The organism is Sphingopyxis sp. P1IMeth2 (assembly GCF_900185685.1).
Lineage (GTDB): Bacteria > Pseudomonadota > Alphaproteobacteria > Sphingomonadales > Sphingomonadaceae > Sphingopyxis > Sphingopyxis terrae_A.
The window spans coordinates 1-19,131 of record NZ_FYAT01000007.1; the positions used below are offsets into that span (position 1 = coordinate 1).

The 19,131-nt window shown below is 66.3% G+C and carries 15 protein-coding genes and 1 pseudogene; 6 read left to right on the top strand and 10 right to left on the bottom strand.

Annotation, left to right across the window (positions count from 1 at the left end; all coding sequences use genetic code 11):
- Positions 1 to 183, top strand: a pseudogene (locus P1IM2_RS06025) (thiamine phosphate synthase); the annotation flags it as partial.
- A 60-nt stretch (positions 184 to 243) separates the two neighbouring features.
- Here the strand turns inward: P1IM2_RS06025 and P1IM2_RS06030 are convergent.
- A complete protein-coding gene (locus tag P1IM2_RS06030) occupies positions 244 to 873 on the bottom strand; it encodes a hypothetical protein (protein ID WP_231292868.1) in 630 nt (209 codons plus the stop codon).
- 363 nt (positions 874 to 1,236) lie between these two features.
- Between P1IM2_RS06030 and P1IM2_RS06035 the strand changes: the two genes are divergently transcribed.
- The 4 genes from P1IM2_RS06035 (at position 1,237) to holA (ending at position 6,017) form a co-directional block, all read left to right on the top strand.
- Positions 1,237 to 1,698, top strand: a complete 462-nt coding sequence (locus tag P1IM2_RS06035; protein ID WP_058812276.1) for a DUF3576 domain-containing protein — start codon at positions 1,237 to 1,239, stop codon at positions 1,696 to 1,698.
- Positions 1,699 to 1,892: 194 nt separating this feature from the next.
- The gene (leuS, locus tag P1IM2_RS06040) at positions 1,893 to 4,442 is read left to right on the top strand and encodes a leucine--tRNA ligase (RefSeq protein WP_186401795.1); all 2,550 of its coding nucleotides are present in this window, start codon (positions 1,893 to 1,895) and stop codon (positions 4,440 to 4,442) included.
- 1 nt (position 4,443) lies between these two features.
- Positions 4,444 to 4,980 carry an LPS assembly lipoprotein LptE gene (lptE, locus tag P1IM2_RS06045; protein WP_186401796.1) on the top strand — a complete coding sequence of 179 codons (537 nt, stop codon included), beginning with the start codon at positions 4,444 to 4,446 and terminating at the stop codon, positions 4,978 to 4,980.
- 5 nt (positions 4,981 to 4,985) lie between these two features.
- Entirely contained in the window at positions 4,986 to 6,017 is a 1,032-nt protein-coding gene (gene holA / locus P1IM2_RS06050; protein WP_186401797.1) for a DNA polymerase III subunit delta, read from the top strand.
- Between the two features lie 10 nt (positions 6,018 to 6,027).
- Here holA and P1IM2_RS06055 read toward each other — a convergent pair whose 3' ends face one another.
- The 8 genes from P1IM2_RS06055 to P1IM2_RS06090 form a co-directional block, all read right to left on the bottom strand.
- The gene (locus P1IM2_RS06055; protein WP_186401798.1) at positions 6,028 to 7,851 is read right to left on the bottom strand and encodes a sodium:proton antiporter; all 1,824 of its coding nucleotides are present in this window, start codon (positions 7,849 to 7,851) and stop codon (positions 6,028 to 6,030) included.
- A 116-nt stretch (positions 7,852 to 7,967) separates the two neighbouring features.
- Positions 7,968 to 10,778 (bottom strand): TonB-dependent receptor, encoded by a 2,811-nt coding sequence (locus P1IM2_RS06060; protein ID WP_186401799.1) that lies wholly within the window; start codon positions 10,776 to 10,778, stop codon positions 7,968 to 7,970.
- A gap of 159 nt (positions 10,779 to 10,937) precedes the next feature.
- Entirely contained in the window at positions 10,938 to 11,654 is a 717-nt protein-coding gene (gene pdeM / locus P1IM2_RS06065; RefSeq protein WP_186401804.1) for a ligase-associated DNA damage response endonuclease PdeM, read from the bottom strand.
- A gap of 57 nt (positions 11,655 to 11,711) precedes the next feature.
- A complete protein-coding gene (locus P1IM2_RS06070) occupies positions 11,712 to 12,770 on the bottom strand; it encodes an aspartyl protease family protein (RefSeq protein WP_062901587.1) in 1,059 nt (352 codons plus the stop codon).
- A 77-nt stretch (positions 12,771 to 12,847) separates the two neighbouring features.
- A complete protein-coding gene (locus P1IM2_RS06075; RefSeq protein WP_186401800.1) occupies positions 12,848 to 15,256 on the bottom strand; it encodes a ligase-associated DNA damage response DEXH box helicase in 2,409 nt (802 codons plus the stop codon).
- Between the two features lie 94 nt (positions 15,257 to 15,350).
- The gene (locus P1IM2_RS06080) at positions 15,351 to 16,232 is read right to left on the bottom strand and encodes an OmpA family protein (protein ID WP_062901586.1); all 882 of its coding nucleotides are present in this window, start codon (positions 16,230 to 16,232) and stop codon (positions 15,351 to 15,353) included.
- 158 nt (positions 16,233 to 16,390) lie between these two features.
- A complete protein-coding gene (locus P1IM2_RS06085; protein ID WP_186401801.1) occupies positions 16,391 to 17,011 on the bottom strand; it encodes a LysE family translocator in 621 nt (206 codons plus the stop codon).
- Positions 17,008 to 17,475: a cupin domain-containing protein gene (locus P1IM2_RS06090; RefSeq protein ID WP_186401802.1), complete on the bottom strand. Its 468-nt coding sequence runs from the start codon at positions 17,473 to 17,475 to the stop codon at positions 17,008 to 17,010. The genes P1IM2_RS06085 and P1IM2_RS06090 overlap by 4 nt, the downstream gene beginning before the upstream one ends.
- Positions 17,476 to 17,594: 119 nt before the next feature.
- Between P1IM2_RS06090 and dapE the strand changes: the two genes are divergently transcribed.
- Complete coding sequence (dapE, locus tag P1IM2_RS06095; protein ID WP_186401803.1) at positions 17,595 to 18,728, top strand: succinyl-diaminopimelate desuccinylase; 1,134 nt, start codon at positions 17,595 to 17,597, stop codon at positions 18,726 to 18,728.
- A 3-nt stretch (positions 18,729 to 18,731) separates the two neighbouring features.
- On the opposite strand, the gene P1IM2_RS06100 is transcribed toward dapE, so the two are convergent.
- The coding region (locus P1IM2_RS06100; protein WP_260833934.1) for a Smr/MutS family protein at positions 18,732 to 19,131 on the bottom strand (400 nt) is incomplete at its 5' end.

Consider the following 19,131-nt stretch of genomic DNA (forward strand, 5'->3'; position numbering starts at 1 on the left):
TGGCTGCGGCTCGCACGCGCGGCCGGCGGCCAAGCGATCGCGCTGGGCGGGATGGCCCCGGCGCGCGCCCGCGCGCTGATCCGCGCCAGCGCCGCAAGCGGCGTCCGGCCCGGCTGGGCCGCCATCGACGCATGGGAGAAGAAGGTAGCGACGCGCAAAGCGCGGCGCGGCCGGGCGCGTTAGTAGCCGACGCTGGGGGCATGATCGTCTATGGGCGGCCTGGCCCGACGATCGGTACAGCTCTTAGAAGCGGAAAGCGGTTCCGACATAGACCGCCTGACTGTCGCGGCGCGCGTCGGTCAGCGGCTGGAAGCGGTCGTCGGCCTTGTAACGGACGCCCGCGGTCACATCGAGGTTCTTGGTCAGGCGATAGCTGCTGACGACATCGACGGTCTGCTCTTCGCCCGGCGCGGTGATGCGGTCGGTTGCGCCGGCCGGATCGGTCGGACGGCTGACCATCTTGGTCGCGAAGCGCGATTTCTTGTTGTCGGCCTGTTCGGGCGCGCGCGCGACCGGCAGGTTGCGCAGGTCAGTGCCGCTGGGCAGCGCCGGGGTCACGAATTTTTCGAACCCGACCGACGCGCCCAGATTATAGGTCACAGGGGCGATCGAGATCGGCGATTTGGTGCGGCCGGCGGCAAGCGCGGCTGTGCGTGCGCTCGACGAATCGTCGCGGGCGCGAATCACGACGGTGATCGCGCGATTCTTATGTCCGTCATCGGGCAACGCGGGCGTGAAGCTGAAGCCGCGGCGCGCCTCTTCCGAGATTTTGATATAGCGGGCGATCAGGCGCGGGTCGCCCGACGCCGGGGTGAATTGGCCAAGCACCGAATTCGAAAGCTGGGTGTCGCGAATCCGGTCGGCGCGTGTCATCGACGCGAGCGCAGGCGGAAGCGCAACGGTAACCGCTGCTACCGCGAACAGGCCTGCTTTCCAAAAATGTCGCGAATTCCGCGCCATTGCTCTGCGACTCCAACCCCAATCGAATCCTGAGATAGGACGACCGGGGCGACAATTCCAGTGATTCCCGACCGATTGATCGCGCGTCGCCGGCTTTTCGCCGAACATGTTGCGCGAACAGCACAGTGGCGGGCAGAGATGAGCCGGGGATGAACGGTCGAAACACCGGAAATGGCGCGCTTGCCGGACGGCGGCAAGGGCGATAGAGACGCTTGCAAATTTCCGCATGCGCGCCCGCCATTTGCTGCCCGCGCGCCCAGAATAAGGTGTTACGGCATGTCCAAGCTTACCCTTCTTGCCTCGCTCGGTCGTCGTCCGGCCGCGCTCGCCCTGATCGGGGTCGCGGCGCTCGGCCTGTCGGCCTGCGGCGGGAAGGACCGGCCGCGCGCCGACCTGGCGGCGAGCCAGGTGACGACGATCGGCGTCAATTCCTATCTGTGGCGCGCGTCACTCGACGCCCTGTCGTTCATGCCGCTGCTGCAGGCCGACAGCTCGGGCGGGGTCATCATCACCGACTGGTATGCCAACCCCGGCAATCCGAACGAGCGCATGAAGGTGACCGTGTCGATCCTCGACCGCGACCTGCGCGCCGATGCGCTGCGCGTCGCCGCGCTGCGTCAGGTCGCCCAGAACGGCACCTGGGTCGACGCGCCGGTTCAAGCTGCGACGGTGCAGAAGCTGGAAGAAATCATCCTCACCCGCGCTCGCGACCTGCGCCGCAGCGCGATCGAGGGCTGAGTTTCGGATTTCGGTGTTTCCCCGCGAAGGCGGGGATCCATCTCCGGTTGTTCCGGATTTGAACGGCAGGTGATGGGCCCCCGCCTCCAGCCTTTGGCTGAAGTTTATCCTGAGCGCCCGTCCTGCGGGCAGTCGAAGGGTGGGGGCACGCTATTTTGATCGATGGTATTTTGACAAACGGGGTAGCCGAACAAATGACCCGCGAAACGCGCTTTGGCGCCCTCGCCGCCGACGCCCGCTGGCAGGCGGCATGGGACGCCGCGAACAGCTTTGCGACGACCGACAGTTCGAATAAGCCAAAGGCCTATATCCTCGAGATGTTCCCCTATCCCTCGGGGCGCATCCACATGGGGCATGTCCGCAACTATGCGATGGGCGACGTGCTGGCGCGCTTCAAGCGGATGACCGGGCATGACGTGCTGCATCCGATGGGCTGGGACGCCTTTGGCATGCCGGCCGAAAATGCCGCGATGGAAAAGGGCGTCCACCCCGGCGGCTGGACGCGCGACAATATCACCGCGATGCGCGCGCAATTGAAGCGCCTCGGCCTTGCGATCGACTGGAGCCGCGAACTCGCGACATGCGAGCCCGATTATTACGGGCAGGAACAGGCGCTGTTCCTCGACCTGTTCGCGCACGGGCTGGTCACGCGCAAGGAAAGCTACGTCAACTGGGACCCCGTCGACATGACCGTGCTCGCCAACGAGCAGGTCATCGACGGGCGCGGCTGGCGTTCGGGCGCGCTGGTCGAAAAGAAGAAATTGTCGCAGTGGTTCCTGAAGATCACCGACTTCGCAGACGAACTGCTCGATGGTCTCAAGGGCCTCGACCATTGGCCCGACAAGGTGCGGCTGATGCAGGAAAACTGGATCGGCAAGTCGCAGGGCCTGGAATTCAGCTTCAAGCTCGCGGGCGGCGCGCCAGGCTTCGACGTCTTCACGACGCGGCCCGACACGCTGTACGGGGCCAGCTTTGCAGCGATTTCGCCCGACCATCCGCTGGCCGAGTCGCTGGCCAAGGATGCGCCGCGCCTTGCCGCGTTCATCGAGGAGTGTCGCCGTCAGGGGACGTCGGCCGAACAGCTCGAAACCGCGGAGAAGATGGGCTTCGACACCGGCCTGTCGGTGCAACATCCGCTCGACCCCGACTGGCATCTGCCGATCTGGGTCGTGAATTATGTGCTGATGGATTACGGTACCGGCGCGATCTTCGGTTGTCCCGCGCACGATCAGCGCGACCTCGACTTCGCGCGCAAATATGATCTGCCCGTACACCGCGTGATTGCGGACGGCGACGAAACCGGCCAGACCTTCCGCGGCGACGAAGCCTATACCGGCCCCGGCCGCCTCGTGAACAGCCACTTCCTCGACGGGATGAGCATCGACGAAGCGAAGGCCGCGATCATCGCGCGCGCCGAGCATGAAGGCTGGGGCAAGGGCACGACCGTCTGGCGCCTGCGCGACTGGGGCGTCTCGCGCCAGCGTTACTGGGGGACGCCGATCCCCTTCATCCATTGCCCGGCCTGTGGCCTCGTGCCGGTGCCGAAGGACCAATTGCCCGTCGTACTGCCCGACGATGCCGATTTCTCGGTCCCCGGCAATCCGCTCGACCGCCATCCGACGTGGAAGCATGTCGCCTGCCCGACATGCGGCGGCGAAGCGGTGCGCGAGACCGATACGCTCGATACCTTCGTCGATTCGTCGTGGTATTTCCTGCGCTTCGCCTCGGCACCGGCCGACCGGCCGTTCGATCCCGATGTCATCCGTCGCTGGCTGCCCGTCGACCAATATATCGGCGGCATCGAGCATGCGATCCTTCACCTGCTCTACGCGCGCTTCTGGACGCGCGCGCTCAACAAGCTGGGGATGATCGACATCAAGGAGCCCTTCGCCAGCCTGTTCACGCAGGGGATGGTGACGCACGAAACCTACAGTCGTGCGCAGGGCGAGGGCCTCCCTCCCCTGTTCTTCACCCCCGACGAGGTGGTGCGCAGCGCCGACGGCGCGACGCTGGAGGCCGATGGCGCGCCGGTCGAGGTCGGCCGGGTCATCAAGATGTCGAAGTCGAAGAAGAATGTCGTCGATCCCGACGCCATCCTCGACCAATATGGCGCCGACGCCGCGCGCTGGTTCATGCTCTCCGACAGCCCGCCCGAGCGCGATCTGCCGTGGAGCGAAGCGGGGATCGAGGGTGCGTGGCGTTTCGTCCAGCGCTTGTGGCGCCTGTTCGGCGACACCGACAATGTCGGCGACGGCGGCGAGGACAAGGTGCTGGCGCGCAAGCTGCACCAGGCGATCGCCGGCGTTGCCGCCGACATCGAATCACTCGGCTTCAACAAGGCGGTGGCCAAGATCCACGCGCTCGCCAACGATATCGAAAAGGCGAAGCCCTCGGCAACCCGCGCCGAAGCGTGCCGGACGCTGATCCTGCTCGTCGCGCCGATGATGCCGCATCTGGCCGAAGAGGCCTGGGCGGCGCTGCCCGCGGCGCAGCGGACGACCGCGATGATCGCCGACGCCGCCTGGCCCGCCGCCGACCCGGCGCTGCTCGTCGATGACGAGGTGACGATCGCGATCCAGATCGCTGGCAAGCTGCGCGACACGATGACCGCCGCGAAGGGCGCCGACAAGGCCGCGCTCGAGGCCGCGGCGCTCGCCCGCCCGCGCATCGCCGAGCTGCTCGGCGGCGCTGCTCCCAAAAAGGTGATTGTCGTTCCCGACCGACTGGTGAATATCGTTCCCTGACATGAAACGCCTGCTCACCTCCTCGCTCGTCGCCGCTTCGCTGCTCCTTGGCGGCTGCGGGCTCCGGCCGCTCTATGCGAATGGCAGCAAGGGCGCGGTGGCGCAGGTGCTGGCCGACGTCGATGTCGCGCCGATCGAGGGGCATAATGGCTGGCTCGTCCGCAACGCGCTGCGCGACCGGTTGCAGGCGACGCAGGGCGGACATGGTGCGGGCCAGCGGCTGCGCCTCGACGTGCGGCTCGAGGATTCGATTACCGGCCTCGGCGTCCGCTCCGACGATGCGGTGACGCGCGAGCGGCGGACGCTGCGCGCCCGCTATCAGCTCGTCGATGCGGCAAGCGGCGAAGTGCTGCTCGACGCGACCGCGGCGCAGGACGGCGGCATCGACGTCGTCGGCAGCGAATATTCGACGATCGCCGCCGAATCGACGACGCTCGAGCGGCTCGCTTCGGGGATCGCCGACCAGATCGTCGCGCGGCTTGCGGTCTTCGCCGACCGCGGCGGCGCCCAACCGGCGCCGGCCACCCCGGCGCCCTGACCGACATGAAGTCGGTCAAGCCCGGCGAACTCGAACGCCTCAGCCGCCTCGATCCCGCGGTCCGCTTCATCCTGCTGACCGGCCCCGACGACGCGACAATGGAAAGCGTCGCCGCGCATCTTATCGCGCTGGCCGGCAAGGAGGCCGAGCGGGTCGATCTGACATCGGGCCAGATGGCACAGGACGGCGCGCTGCTTGCCGCCGAAGCGGCGTCGATGTCGCTCTTTTCGCCCGCGCGCGTGATCCGGCTCGAGATTTCGGGCGGCGGCGACGATTGCCTCGCCGCCGTCGAGGCGCTGCTCGGAGCGGACAGCGTGCTCAACCCAGTGATCGCGACCGGCGCCTCGGTCACCGCGCGATCGAAACTCGTCAAGCTTGTCGAGGGCGCTGATAATGCCGTCGCCGCCATCTGTTATCAGCCCGACCGCCGTGCGCTCGTCGGCATCGCGATGGAAGCCGCGACGGCGCAAGGATTGCGGGTTGCCAATGCCGAGGCGCAATTGCTCGTCGATCTCGTCTCGGGCGATCAGGCGCTGATGCGTCGCGAGATTGAGAAGATCGCACTCTACCTCGACGCCGGTCCCGACCGGCAGCGGCAGGTCACGCCCGCCGACATCGCCGCGCTGGGCGCCGCGACGCACGAAGAGGATGTCAGCGCGTGCATCAACGTCGCGCTCGGCGGCAAGCTGCGCGACCTGCCCGACATGCTCGCGCAAGCGGCGGCGGTCGGCGTCGCCGAGATCCGCATCATCCGCGCGCTGGCGATCCGCGCGATGCAGCTCGCCAAGCTGCGCGCCGAGGTCGATGCGGGCGCGCACCCGGCGACGGTGGTCGCGGCGAAAAGCAGCGGCGTATTCTGGAAAGAGCGCGATGCGGTGACGGCGCAGCTCCACATCTGGGATTCGGTGCGCGTCGCGCGGCTGATGACGCGGCTGCTGGAATGCGAGCGTGCGCTAAAAGCATCGGGCACCGCGGGCGCGGTGCTGTTCCGCAAGCTGATGACCGACATCGCGCATCAGGCCGCGCGCGCGCGCTGACGCCGGACCGTCAGGCTACCGCGGTCGCTTCCTTGGCCTCGCGGCGCGCCTTCGGGTCGTCGGGCGGAACGAAGGTCCACACCGTATCGCCGGCCTCCACCGTCGGGCGGTGGCGCGTCGAAAAGATCGCGAGGTCGCCCGACGCCTTGACCACCATCAGGCTGTCGCCCCCCGACGCCTTCATCCGCGCGACAAAGTCGGCGTAAGGGAATTTTTCGGTGATCCGCGTACGGCCGAAGGTCCATCCTGCGTGCAGGCGGTCGAGCTGCGTGTCGATTGTGGTGCCGCCGATGGTGAACACGCGACCGAGCCGCTGGCTCGCGCCGGTCGCCTCGCCCGCCACGCGGCTGACGCGGTCGTGGCCGATCTCGGGCGCCAGCTCGCCGCACACCAGCGCGTTATAGCTGTCATTGTCGGTCGCAGCGATGAGCTGCTGATACTGGCCCATGTCGATCGCGTCCTCGTGCACCTCGTCCAATATGTCGCCGTGATAGACGCGAATGTCGGCGCGCCGCGCGCGGCGTAGCGCGAACTTGCTGGCGTCGGCGATCATCGCGCCGCGATCCTGTTCCTTGACGAACTGCGCGAAGGCAATCGTCCAGCTGTTCGCTCCGACGAGCAGAACGCCGTCGCCCTTGCCCTGATCGAGGCCAAGCCAGCGCGCGAAGGTTCCGGCGGTAAAGCCATGCGCAAAGATCGTCGCGATGACGACGCCGAAGCCCAAGGGCACCAGCGCCTCTGCCCCCGGCACGCCATAGTCGGTGAGACGCAGCGCGAAGAGGCCCGTTACCGCAACCGCGACGATCCCGCGCGGGGCGATCCAGGCGACGAACAGTCGCTCCTTCAGCGGGATACGCGTGAACAGCAGCGCGGTCATGATCGTCAGCGGGCGCACGACGAAAAGCAGCAGAAGGAGGAAGATCAGGAATCGGAACTGGAAATTCTTGACCACGTCCCAGTTGAGCGTCGCCGACAGGATGATAAAGACGCCGGAGACCAGAACGACGGTCAGATCCTCCTTGAAGCGCTGCAGCGAGCGGGTCGAATAGGTTTCGCGGTTCGCCATCACGACGCCCATGACGGTGACGGTGATCAGACCAGTTTCGTGCATGATGAGGTCCGAAAGCACGAAGACCGCGATCACCGTCGTCAGCAGCACCGGCGCCTTCAGATATTCGGGCACCCAGCCGCGCGGAAAGGCCCAGGTCAGCACGAAACCGGCCGCACCGCCGATCAGGACCGCAAGCACGCTTGCCGCGACGACGTCGGTGACGATGCTCACGCTATTCGCATCGGCGCCGCCGTGGGTGATATAGCTATAGATGCCGACCGCGAGCAGCGCGCCGATCGGATCGTTCACAATCCCTTCCCACTTGAGCATATTCTTGACGCGCGGCGCAATGTTGAGCGAGCGGAGCATCGGCGCGATCACCGTCGGCCCCGTCACCACCATCACCCCGCCGAACAGCGCCGCGAGCTCGAACGGCAGGCCCGCGCCATAATAGGCCGCCGCCGTGCCGAGCGCCCAGCCGACGGGCACCCCGATGAAGACGAGCATGAAGACCGCGGTTCCCGCCTGGCGCAGTTCGCGGAACTTGAGGCTCAGGCCGCCTTCGAACAGGATCACCGCAACGGCGAGCTTGATCATCGGTTCGCGCAGCGCGCCGAAATCGCGCACCGGATCGATCAGCCCGAGCACCGGCCCCGCCAAAATGCCGGCGACGAGCATCAACGCGATCGCGGGTTTGTTGGTCCGCCACGCCACCCATTGGGCGCCGATGCCGATCACGCCAATCAGCGCGATTTTTACGAGCAGGGAGTCGATTGCGAACATGCCCCCAGCCTATGCAGCGTCGGCGCAAAGGTTCCACAAAAAAGAAACGCCCGCCTGCCGTTCGGCAAACGGGCGGTCCCTTATTCGGCCGGACAAGCCGGCCGCATGTTACGCGATCAGAACTTGCCGCGCAGCGTCACGCCATAGGTGCGCGGTTCGGCAAGGAACTGCGAGAACAGCTGACGGCCGCCCGGATATTGCGGATCGGCGAACGCGGTTCCGGTCGACGTGCCACCTTCCTGGAAGGGCGAGTTGAACGCGACCTGCGCATATTGCTTGTTGAACAGATTCTGCGCCCAGAATTCGATGCCCCACTTTTCGTCGGGACCGCGAACGCCGACGCGCGCGTTGAAGATCGCATAGCCATCCTGCGCCTTCTGCGGGAAGAGGTCCGAACCCGTGTTGTAATCGCTGGTCATGCGACCATCGATATAGACGAGGCCGGTCAGGCCGCTGCTGCCGATTTCAGGCGTCCAGGTCACGCTGCCGGTCGCGACCAGTTCAGGCGCGTTCGATAGATTGCTGCCCGGCAGCAGACGCAGCGCCTGATCGAGCGGAGCGCCCGACGCAGTGCCCACCAAGTTCGCACGATATTTGGTCTTCGCGTAGGTGAGGCCCGCGGTCATGCGGAAGTTGCGCGCCGGAACCAGCGAGGCTTCGAGTTCGAAGCCTTCTGCCCGCACGCCCCAGCTTACATCGTCGGTCGGGCAGACGCCCGTCGCCGCGGCACCCGCATTATAGTTGGGCGCACCGGTGAACTTGCTCTGGTCGCGGTCGCCGCCACCAAGGTCGCTCGAGCAGCCATTGATATTCTGCACGAGGAAGACGGTGCCGTTGAACGTATTGAGCTGGAAGTTCTTGAAGTCCGACCGGAAGAAGGTCAGCCCCGCGCTGAACGGGCCCGTCGAATATTTGGCGCCCAGTTCATAGCTGGTGACCAGTTCGGGATCGAACTGGAGGTTGCCGGCAAGCGCCTGCGCCCCCGCCTGCCCGCCGAACGGCAGAATCGGCGACTTGAGCGCCGAGCGGTCGAGGTTGAACCCGCCCGCCTTGTAACCGCGCGCATAGCTTGCATAGAGCAGCAGATCATCGACCGGCTTGTACGACAGAATCGCGGTCCCGGTGAACTTGTCCTCGCCGCGCTTGCTATTGATCGAGACGCCATTCAACTCGGCGGTCGAATTGCCCTGACACGACAGTCCGATCAGCGCGCCCGCAAGCGCCTTTGCGGTCGAGTTCGATGTGGTGCTGGTCAGATCGTCCAGAACCAGACCCTGCACCGTGGTGCAGACCGTGTTGTCGTTGGTGAAGCTGGCGTTGAAGCGCTTCTTGTCATTGGTGTAGCGCAGACCCAGCGTCAGATCGAGCTTGTCGGTGATGTGGAAGATATTGTGTGTGAACAGCGCCCAGTTGCGATCGTTCTGATAGTAGCGATCGTTGATCGTCCCGAGGTCGTTGAGACCATCGAGCGCGGTGAACGCCGAAACGATATCCGCACCCGAAGCGCCCGATGCCGCGAGGATCGTATTGCGGCCAACCCCGGCAAGATTGCCGATGCCGCCCGCCACACATCCTGCCTGAGTCGGCGAATAGAGGCCGGCAAGACCGCCGCCCGAGATGATACGGCAATTGGCAAAACGGCCATAATCGTCCCCGAAGCGCAGATTGTCGCGAACCGTCAGCTTTTCATTGGCGTAGAAACCGCCGACGAGCCAGTCGAGCTTGCCGTCGAACGCTTCACCCTGCAGACGCACTTCTTGCGTGAAGGTGTGGAACTGGCGATAGGCGTCGTCGGTCGGCGCGCGATAGAGGATATCGACCGCGCCATAATCGAGGTCGCCGGCCTGGCCCGAACGATATTCGCGATAGGCGGTGATAGAGGTCAGCGTCGCGCCTCCGAGATCCCAGTCGATCTGGCCCGAGAAGCCATAATCCTTGGTCTTGCCGGCGAAGCTGCGGCCCGCGCTGACCGAAAGGTCACGACCATAGCCCTGGTTGAACGCGCTGAGCGGCTGGCCCAGATCGTTCAGCACCTTGACGATATTGTTGGTCGTCGCGGTCGCGGGAACGCCTGGATTGTTGAGATTGCCGATGTACGGGTTGACGCTGTTATCGACATAGATCGCGCCGCAGCATTTTTCGTTGCGATAGGTATAGTCGGCAATCAACCGAATCGACAGCGCGTCGGTCGGTTCGAACAAAAGCTGGCCGCGCAGGAAATAGCGATCGCGGTTGTTGACGTCGGTGTTGTTCGTCGTGTCGCGCAGGAAGCCGTCGCGTTTCACCCAGACGCCGTCGAGGCGCGCGGCGACCTTGTCGGTGATCGGCCCGGTGACGCTGCCGGTCAGGCGCCAATAGTCATAATTGCCATAGGTGATTTCGCCGCTGGCGCCGAAGTTGAAGTCGGGCTTTTTCGAATAGATGCTGATCAGGCCCGCCGACGAGTTGCGGCCGCCGAGCGTGCCTTGGGGGCCGCGCTGGACTTCGACGCGGTCAATCTCGCCCAGCTCGTTGAGGCCAATGCCCGAACGCGAGCGATAGACGCCGTCGATGAAGACCGGAACCGAGCTTTCGAGACCCGGGTTGTCGCCGACGGTGCCGATGCCGCGGATACGCGCCGAACCATTGGCTTCCGAGCCCGTCGACGAGACGAGCAGCGACGGCGCGACCTGGTTGAGCTGGCGAATGTCGTTGGCGCCGCTGTTCTGCAGCGTTTCGGCGCTGACCGCCGAAATGGCGACCGGCACGTCCGACAGCAGCTGCGAACGGCCCTGCGCGGTCACGACGATCGCATTGGCGGTGTCTTCGGCGTTATCGGTGGTGGCATCCTGCGCAAAGGCGGGCGCCGAGACGGCCGCGACGGCAATCGACACGCCGAGCGCGGTCGTGCGAAGCAGACGGGCATTCAGTAGGGAAGATGATGTCACTTTGGGCACTCCTCTCAGATAATTTCTTTTTTCGTTGCCCTTATGTCATACCGCAAATGGCGGCCCATTCCAGCGAGACCCCTGCTTTTTCGACGTTTTTGGACAGGTGATGCTTTTTGGCCACAGCCCGGTCAAGGCGCTATACGGCTCCGCAGGCCGCTATCGCGTCGCCGCCCTTTTGCTTGCCGTAGCGTCATTGCGGGTTGCCGCGGTCGAGGGAAAGGCAAGCAACCGCCCCTGCGCATTTAGCGCCGCATGATAGGAACCGGCAAAATTGGCAGCGATCGCCGGGTCGAATACGTCGAGGCCGCCGGTCAGACTGCCAAAAGCAGGCAGGATCAAGCGCTTGGCGTCATGCGCAAAGCAGGGGCGCGACACCGGGCGGCCGCGAAGCTGCAGCCGCAGCTTGGGGTGAAAATGTCCCGATATCTCGGGCCACGCCTCTTTCGGGCAGCATTGGTGGCGCAGCATGATGCCGTCGACGCACAGCGCGTCGGCGATCTTCCCGCCCCATGCCCCGGCGGTCAGCCCGTCGTGATTGCCGGCGACCCAGACAAGTTCGGTCATCGCCCCCAGCGCGCGCAGCCGGTCGGCCGTCGCCGGCGCGATGCGCTCGTCCGCGGTCCGATCATGAAAACTGTCGCCCAGACACCAGACGGCGCGCGCGCCCGTCCGCCGCGCAAGATCGGTCAGCCGGTCGAGCGTATCCTGACTGTCGTAGGGCGGCAGCGGCTGGCCGCGCGCGGCGTACCAGCTCGCCTTTTCGAGATGCAGGTCGGCGACGATCAGCGCCCCGTGCCGGGGCCAGAACAGCGCCCGTTCGGCATGCAGGTGAAAGGTCTGGCCGGCAAAGTCGAAGGCGGGCGCGGGCGGCATCGCGCCGCTATGGCGCGCTACCGCGCCGCGGGCAAGCGCCACGAACCGATCGCTTTGCTAGCTCCCGCTCCTCGCATTGTTGAGCGCGAAACGCTGGCCGGTCTCGCGGTTCGCACCGCTCGGCAAATCGAAGACGACGCGGCGGTTGGGGAAATCGATCTCGATCCGGTCAAACAGTGACATGCTGTCCATCCCCAGCAGCAAGGCCGGCCGATCATCGAGACCCAGCGCGCGAAAGGCTTGGCTGTCAGCGAAGCTAACGGGCAAGTCGTTGAGGTCCAGACCCTTGACCGTAATCCGCTTGATCGCCGTCCGCGTCGCAGAAACCGCCTCGCCGGTCACGGCGCTCAGCATAGTCTCGACAAAGGGCACGCGGTTGGCGCGCTTCGCCGCAACCAGTCGCTGCAACGCCAGATTTCCGACGCTCGTCTGCGCGCCCGTATCGACGATGAGGTCGATGCGCTTTCCATCGAGCCGGGCGTCGGACAGGATAAGGCGGCCCGCGGCATTGCGCGCGGTGACGACGATGGCGTCGTCGTCGCGGATAATCGGTGTAGCACGCTTTCGCGTTGCCAGTATCTCCATGTGCTGCTTGCGAAAGTCGATCAGCACGCGCCGGTCTTCGAGCATATCGACGCCGATCAGGCCTGCGGCCCCGATATGGCGGCCGTAGAAGGCAGGCGCGACCAAGCCGGTCATCTCAAGGTCGGTCATCTGCAGGGCGGCGACCCGAAAGCTGGGGACGGTCGCAGAGCCGCCGATGGTCGCCAGCCGGAGCTGTTCGCCCGGCGCCAGCTTCAGCCGATCCGCCAGTTCGCGCGCGATTACCGTCCGCTCAGCTCCGGTATCGACGAGGAAGGAGAATGGGCCTTGCCCACCAATCATGACATCGACCGCCATGCGCCGCGTCGCATCGAGATCGAAGGGTTGAATGAAGGGAATGAGCGCGCCGGTTGCGGGATCGACAACCATATCGGGAGTTGGCTCCGCGGCGGCCGGGGGAGCAGCAGGTGCTGCGGGCGCTGCCGGCGCGCCGGCAGGCTGGGCCGATCCGATCAACAGCGGTGCGGCGAGCAACAACGCCATCAGCGCGGGGCGATGCACATTATGCTTCATGGCGGCATCCTCTCTTTATTGTTATACGCTTATAATACGCCCCTTCGCGATTTTCAGCAATCGTGCGACCAACCCCGTCATTCGCTCCCCATCGCGGTTGCCGCGAGCGTATCGGCGAGCTCGCCAAGCAGCGCGTCGTCGAGGTCCGAGGCCGCGACATTTTCGCGCCCGATCAGCACCAGCACCGGGATCGCGAGCGGGCTGATGCGATCGAGCCTTTGATGCACCATCGTCCCCGCCGCGCGGTCGAGCAGGTCGCCGAGCCGCGCGACGTCGGTGAGCCGCTCGCGCGCGTCGGCCCAGGCGGCTTCGATCAGCAGATGATCGGGTTCATATTTGCGCAGGACGTCGAAGATGAGGTCGGTCGAAAAGGTCACCTGCTTGCCCGTCTTGCGCTTGCCCGGATGCTGGCGTTCGATCAGCCCGCCGATCACCGCAACCTCGCGGAAGGCGCGCTTCAGGAGGTGCGAATTTTCGACCCATTCGACGAACTCGCCTTCCAATATGGTCGCGTCGAACAGCGCCTCGGGATGCGCGACCGGTTTCAGCGACCAGAGCGCGAGCGCATAGTCGGAGGCGACGAAGCCGAGCGGCTGGAGCCCCGCGCGCTCCATCCGTTTCGACAGCAGCATGCCGAGCGACTGGTGCGCGTTCCACCCCTCGAACGGATAGCAGACAAGATAATGCGCGCCCTCGTGCGGGAAGGTTTCGACGAGCAGCTCGCCGGGGCGCGGCAGCACCGAGCGCAGCGCCTGCATCTCGAGCCAGAAGCGCACATCCTCTGGAAATCGCCGCCAGCTCGCCGGATCGGCCAGGAAAGCGCGCACCCGGTCGGCAAGGCGCGTCGACAGCGCCATCCGCGCCCCGACATAGGAGGGAATACGCGCCGGACGCGTCGTTGCGCGCACGATGAGGTCAGTGTCGCGGATCGTCTCGACCTCGAGGCTGAGGCCGGCGAAGGCGAAGGTGTCGCCCGCGGTCAGCGTGCTCGCGAAATATTCCTCGACGCTGCCGAGGCGCCGTCCGTTCTTGAAGCGCACGTCGAGTGTGGGGGCGTCGACGATGATCCCGGCGTTTAGCCGGTGCTGCGCCGCGAGCCGGGGGTGCGCGATGCGCCAGCCGCCCTGCCCGTCGGGCGCCAGGCGGCGGAAGCGATCATAGCTTTTGAGCGCATAGCCGCCGTCGCGCACAAAACCGAGCAGGCGCGCAAAGAGCGCGGCGTTGATCCAGCGATACGGCTGCGCACCGCGGATTTCGGCGAACAGATCCTCCTCGCGGAAGGGTGCGGCGCACGCGAGGGCCATGACATGCTGCGCCAGCACGTCGAGCGCGCCGGGGCGGAAGCGATCGGCATCGCGCTCGCCCGCCTCCACCGCGTCGAGTGCGGCGCGCGCCTCAAGATATTCGAAGCGATTGCCCGGCACGATCAGCGCCCGGCTCGGTTCGTCGAGCCGGTGGTTGGCGCGGCCGATGCGCTGGAGCAGCCGCGACGAACCCTTGGGCGCCCCCATCTGGATCACGCAGTCGACATCGCCCCAGTCGAGCCCGAGATCGAGGCTGGAGGTCGCGACGAGCGCCCGCAATCTCCCCTCGGCCATGGCATTTTCCGCGCGCTGGCGCGCCTCGCGGTCGAGGCTGCCGTGATGGATCGCGATCGGCAGCGACAGGTCGTTGACCTTCCACAATTCCTGGAAAATCAGCTCGGCCAGCCCGCGGGTGTTGCAGAAGATGATCGTCGTGCGGTTCTTCGCGATTTCGCCCATCACCTGATGCACCGCATAGCGTCCCGAATGCCCCGCCCACGGCACCGCCCCTTCAGGCAGCAGGATCGAAATGTCGGGATCGGCGCCGCGCTCGCCCTCGACCAGCGTCATGCGCGCCGGATTGCCCTCGGGCGCGAGCCAGGCGCGATAGGCGTCCGCATCGGCAATCGTCGCCGACAGGCCGACGCGCCGCAGCCCCGGCGCGACGCGTTCGAGGCGCGCGAGCGCGAGGCTGAGCAGATCGCCGCGCTTGCCGGTCGCGAAAGCGTGGATTTCATCGATGACCACCGTCTTCAGATCGGCGAACATCGTGAAGCTGTCGGGGTAGGAGAGCAGCAGCGACAGCGATTCGGGGGTGGTCAGCAGGATATTGGGCGGCCGACTGCGCTGGCGCGCCTTTTTGTCCGAACTGGTATCGCCGCTCCGGCTCTCAACGCTGATGTCGAGATCCATGTCGGCGATCGGACCGAGCAGGTTGCGCTCGACATCGGCGGCCAGCGCCTTGAGCGGCGAGACATAGAGGGTGTGCAACCGGTCGGACGGGTTGGCCGCAAGGTCGATCAGACTGGGGAGAAAGCCGGCCAATGTCTTGCCGGCGCCGGTCGCCGCCACGAGGAGCGCGCTTTCGCCGCGCTGCGCCGCCGTGAGCATGTCGGCCTGGTGCCGCCGCAGCCGCCACCCGCGGTGCGCGAACCAGCCGGCGAAGGGAGCGGGAAGCGACATGCGCAAGATGTGGCGCCGACGCCGCGCCGCGGCAACCCCTTCGCGCCCGCCCATGGGGCGGGGCGGGCGTGAACCCGCCCCGCGTGCGTCTGGCTTAGAGGCCGTCGAGCCCCTTGCTGACGAGGATATTTACGGCCACGCGGCGATTCTGCGCCTTGCCTTCGACCGTGTCGTTGCTCGCTGCCGGATCGGCTTCCGCCATTCCGGTCGGCGTGAGCATGCGATAGGGCTTCCAGCCGCACGCCTGCTGCAGATAATTCACCACGCGCCCGGCGCGCTTTTCGCTGAGCTGCTGATTGAGTTCCTCGCTGCCGGTCGAATCGGTGTAGCCGACGACGAGCAGCAGGGCATTGTCCATGCTTTCCGCCTGCTGCGCGACCGCGCACAGATCGGATTTCGCCTGCGGCGACAGAACCGACTGGCCGGTGTCGAAATTCACCGTCGTCGTGGCTTTCACATTATACTGGTCAATGTCGCCCATCCGGCCGCGCAGCGCTTCGGTGGCCGCGGTCTGTTCGGCGAACCGCTGATCGGTCCCGTTGCGGATCATCGAGGCGGTGCGCAGATCCTTACTCTTGAGATCGATCTGGCTGGCGACCAGCCCGCCTTCCCACTGGCGCGTCTCGACCGACACGGGAAGGCCGTTGAGCAGCGCTTCGGCACCGAGCTTGTCGCGGTTCAGGCCCAGGAAGCCGCCGCTCGACTTGATCGTCGTGGCGTCGGCGATGGTGATCACGGTGTTGCTGCCGTCGGCGGTCGTCACCTGCATCCGGTCGCCGCTGCGCGCCGAGATGATGCCTTCGACCTTCGGGCCTTCGGCCATCTGCGCCATATCTGGCGGCGCGGCGCCGGTTACGAGCAAAGACCCGTCGCTTTCGGGCGCATCCTGCGCCTGCACCGCCACTGCGGTGCTGACCGAGCCGGCAAGCATCGCCAGCAACAACAATCGCTTCGATTTCATGGAAACTGCACGCATTACGCTACTCCTTCATTCCGAGCCGCCCCCGCGAGTTCCCGCCGTCCTTTTCTGCACCTGAAATCGTCCGGCAAGGCCGTTGAGCGATCGTGCCGTCCATATGAGCAGATTGTGCGGCGAACCGTTGGTGAGGGCGCACTTTCGCGCAATTCGGGCAGTCAGCGGCCTGCAGTCAGCGCAAACCATATCGCCACCCCGACGATCGCGAGCGCGAGGATACGGCGGACGGTGCGGGTGCGCGCCGGGTCTGAAATCCAGCCGCCGACCCGGCTCCCTGCCACGACGATCGTCAGATGCACCGTAGTCGCGATCGCGATGCTGACGAGCGCGAGCGCGAAAGCGACGCCGAAGCCCGGCACCTGCCCGCCATTGAAGCGCGGGATGACGACGACGTAAAAGAGCATCGCCTTCGGATTGAGCAGATTGACCACCAGCCCCGACAGGAAATGGTGCCGCGACCGGCCCGGCGCGGCGATCAGCGCCGGGGAGTTTTCGCCCGCGTCCCGCCAACTTTCCCAGGCAAGCCAGAGGAGGAAGGCAGCGCCGCCCCAGCGCAAGACCTGCCATAGCAGCGGACTGGCCGACACGATGAAGGCGATACCGAGCGCGGCGGCGAACGCATTGACGAACAGGCCGATCGCCACCCCGGCGGTCGCGGCCAGCCCCGCGCGGCGCCCCTCGCCCATCGCCAGCGCGGCGAGCCACGCCATGTTCGGGCCCGGCGTCAGTTCGATCAGCAGCACCGCCAGGCCAAAGCCGATCCAGTCGGCGTCGGTCACGGCAGGCGTTTCGTCGGATAGGGCGTGCCGTCCTTGTGGAAATAGCCGTCGGGCTTGAACAGCATGTCGATATCCGAATAGCCGCCGCCGGTATCGTGCAGCTTGCCGCCGCCCAAGGCGACGAAGACGCAGTCGGCGTCCGTTTCATTGACCAGATGATGGCCGTTGGTGCTGCCCTTCGGCCATACCGCAATGTCGCCCGCGCGCATCGGCCAGCGCCCCGCGTCCTCGACGAGCGTGGCTTCGCCCGAAATCATCACGAGCATCTCGTCCTCGCCGTCGTGCCAGTGGCGCTGCGACGACCAGGCGCCGGGTTTCAGCACGACATGGCTCGCGGCGAAATCGGCAAGGCCGGTGGCGGGCGCGAGGCGGCGGTACCAGCGCCCCTGTACCGGCGCGTCATAGGGGGCGGGATAGCCGGTGACGTTGGTCTGGGGGATGGTGTCGAGATCGAGCTTGGGCATGGCGGTCCTCCGATCTCGCTTTTGCCTTTCGCATCGAGCGAAGTCGAGATGCCCCTCGGCGCAGCGCACGGACGAATGGTGTCTCGACTTCGCTCGACACGAACGGATAAAGGATGCTCATGACCATGACCATCGACCCCGTCGACCTTGCCCGGGCGCTGATCGCCGCGCCGAGCGTCACGCCCGCGACCGGCGCCGTCTTCGACTTGCTGGAGGCGGCGCTCGCCCCGCTCGGGTTCACGGTCGAGCGCTTCATCGATGGGATCGAACCCGACGGGCCGGTCGAAAATCTGCTCGCGGTACGAGCGGGCAGCGGCCCGGTGCATTTCGGCTTTGCCGGGCATCTTGACGTCGTACCCCCGGGCGTCGGCTGGACCGGCGATGCTTTCGCGCCCGAAATTCGCGGCGATCTGCTCTACGGCCGCGGCGCGGTCGACATGAAGGGTTCGATCGCCGCCTTCGTCGCCGCGGCGGCGGCAACCCCCGCCGAGGCGGGAACGATCAGCCTGATCATCACCGGCGACGAGGAAGGCCCGGCGATCTTCGGCACCCGCGCGCTGATGGAGCATATGGATGCGCGCGGGGTGAAGCCCGACATGATCATCGTCGGCGAACCGACATCGGTGAATCGGCTCGGCGACATGGTGAAGATCGGTCGGCGCGGATCGGTCAATATCTGGATCGACGTGCCGGGAACGCAGGGCCATGTCGCCTATCCGCACCTGGCCGACAATCCGATCCCCAAGCTGGTGCGCATCCTGGCGGCGATCGACACGGTGACGCTCGACGAGGGGACCGCCTGGTTCCAGCCGTCGAACATCGAGTTCACCGACCTTGAGGTCGGCAATGGCGCGACCAACGTGATTCCGGCATCGGCGCGCGCGCGGCTGTCGATCCGCTTCAACGACCAGCAGAAGGGCGCCGATCTGGTCGCGATGGTCGAGCGCATCGCGCAGGACGTCGAGCCCGCGGCCAAGGTGATCGGCAAGATTTCGGGCGAGGCCTTTCTGACCCCGCCGGGCGCGCTGTCGTCGCTCGTCGCGGACGCGATCCGGGCCGAGACGGGCATCGAAGCCGATATGTCGACGACCGGCGGCACCTCTGACGCGCGCTTCCTCCATGCGCTGTGCCCGGTGGTCGAATTCGGGCTGACCAATGCGACGATGCACAAGCTCGACGAGGCGGTCGCGGTCGAAGACCTGCACACGCTGACGGCCATCTATCGCGGAATATTGGACCGTGCCCTTCGCTGACGCCTAATCCTCGCGGCTGCGCCGCAGGATGACATAGACCGCGCCCGCGCCGCCATGGCTGATGTGCGCCGGGCGCAGCGCGACGATGCGGTCGGCATGGGGCGACACCGCCAGCCAGTCGGCGAGCGAAGCGCGGATTGCGCCGCGCGGACGCGGTTCGTGCGGCTGCGGCAAGCGGTCGGCGCCCGGCCGCAGGCGCCCCGCGACGACGAGCAGCACGCGCGCGCCGCGCAGCAGCGCCCGCCCGATCGCATCGTCGAGCAGCGCCTGCGCCGAGGCAAGGCTGTGGCCGTGGAGATCGATGCTGAGGTCGGGGCGGACGTGCCCCTTGCGCAGCCGCCGGTCCCAATGGCTGTCGAGCGTTGCCTGCCCATGGATACGGCGCGGCGGAGGGAGCGCGGCG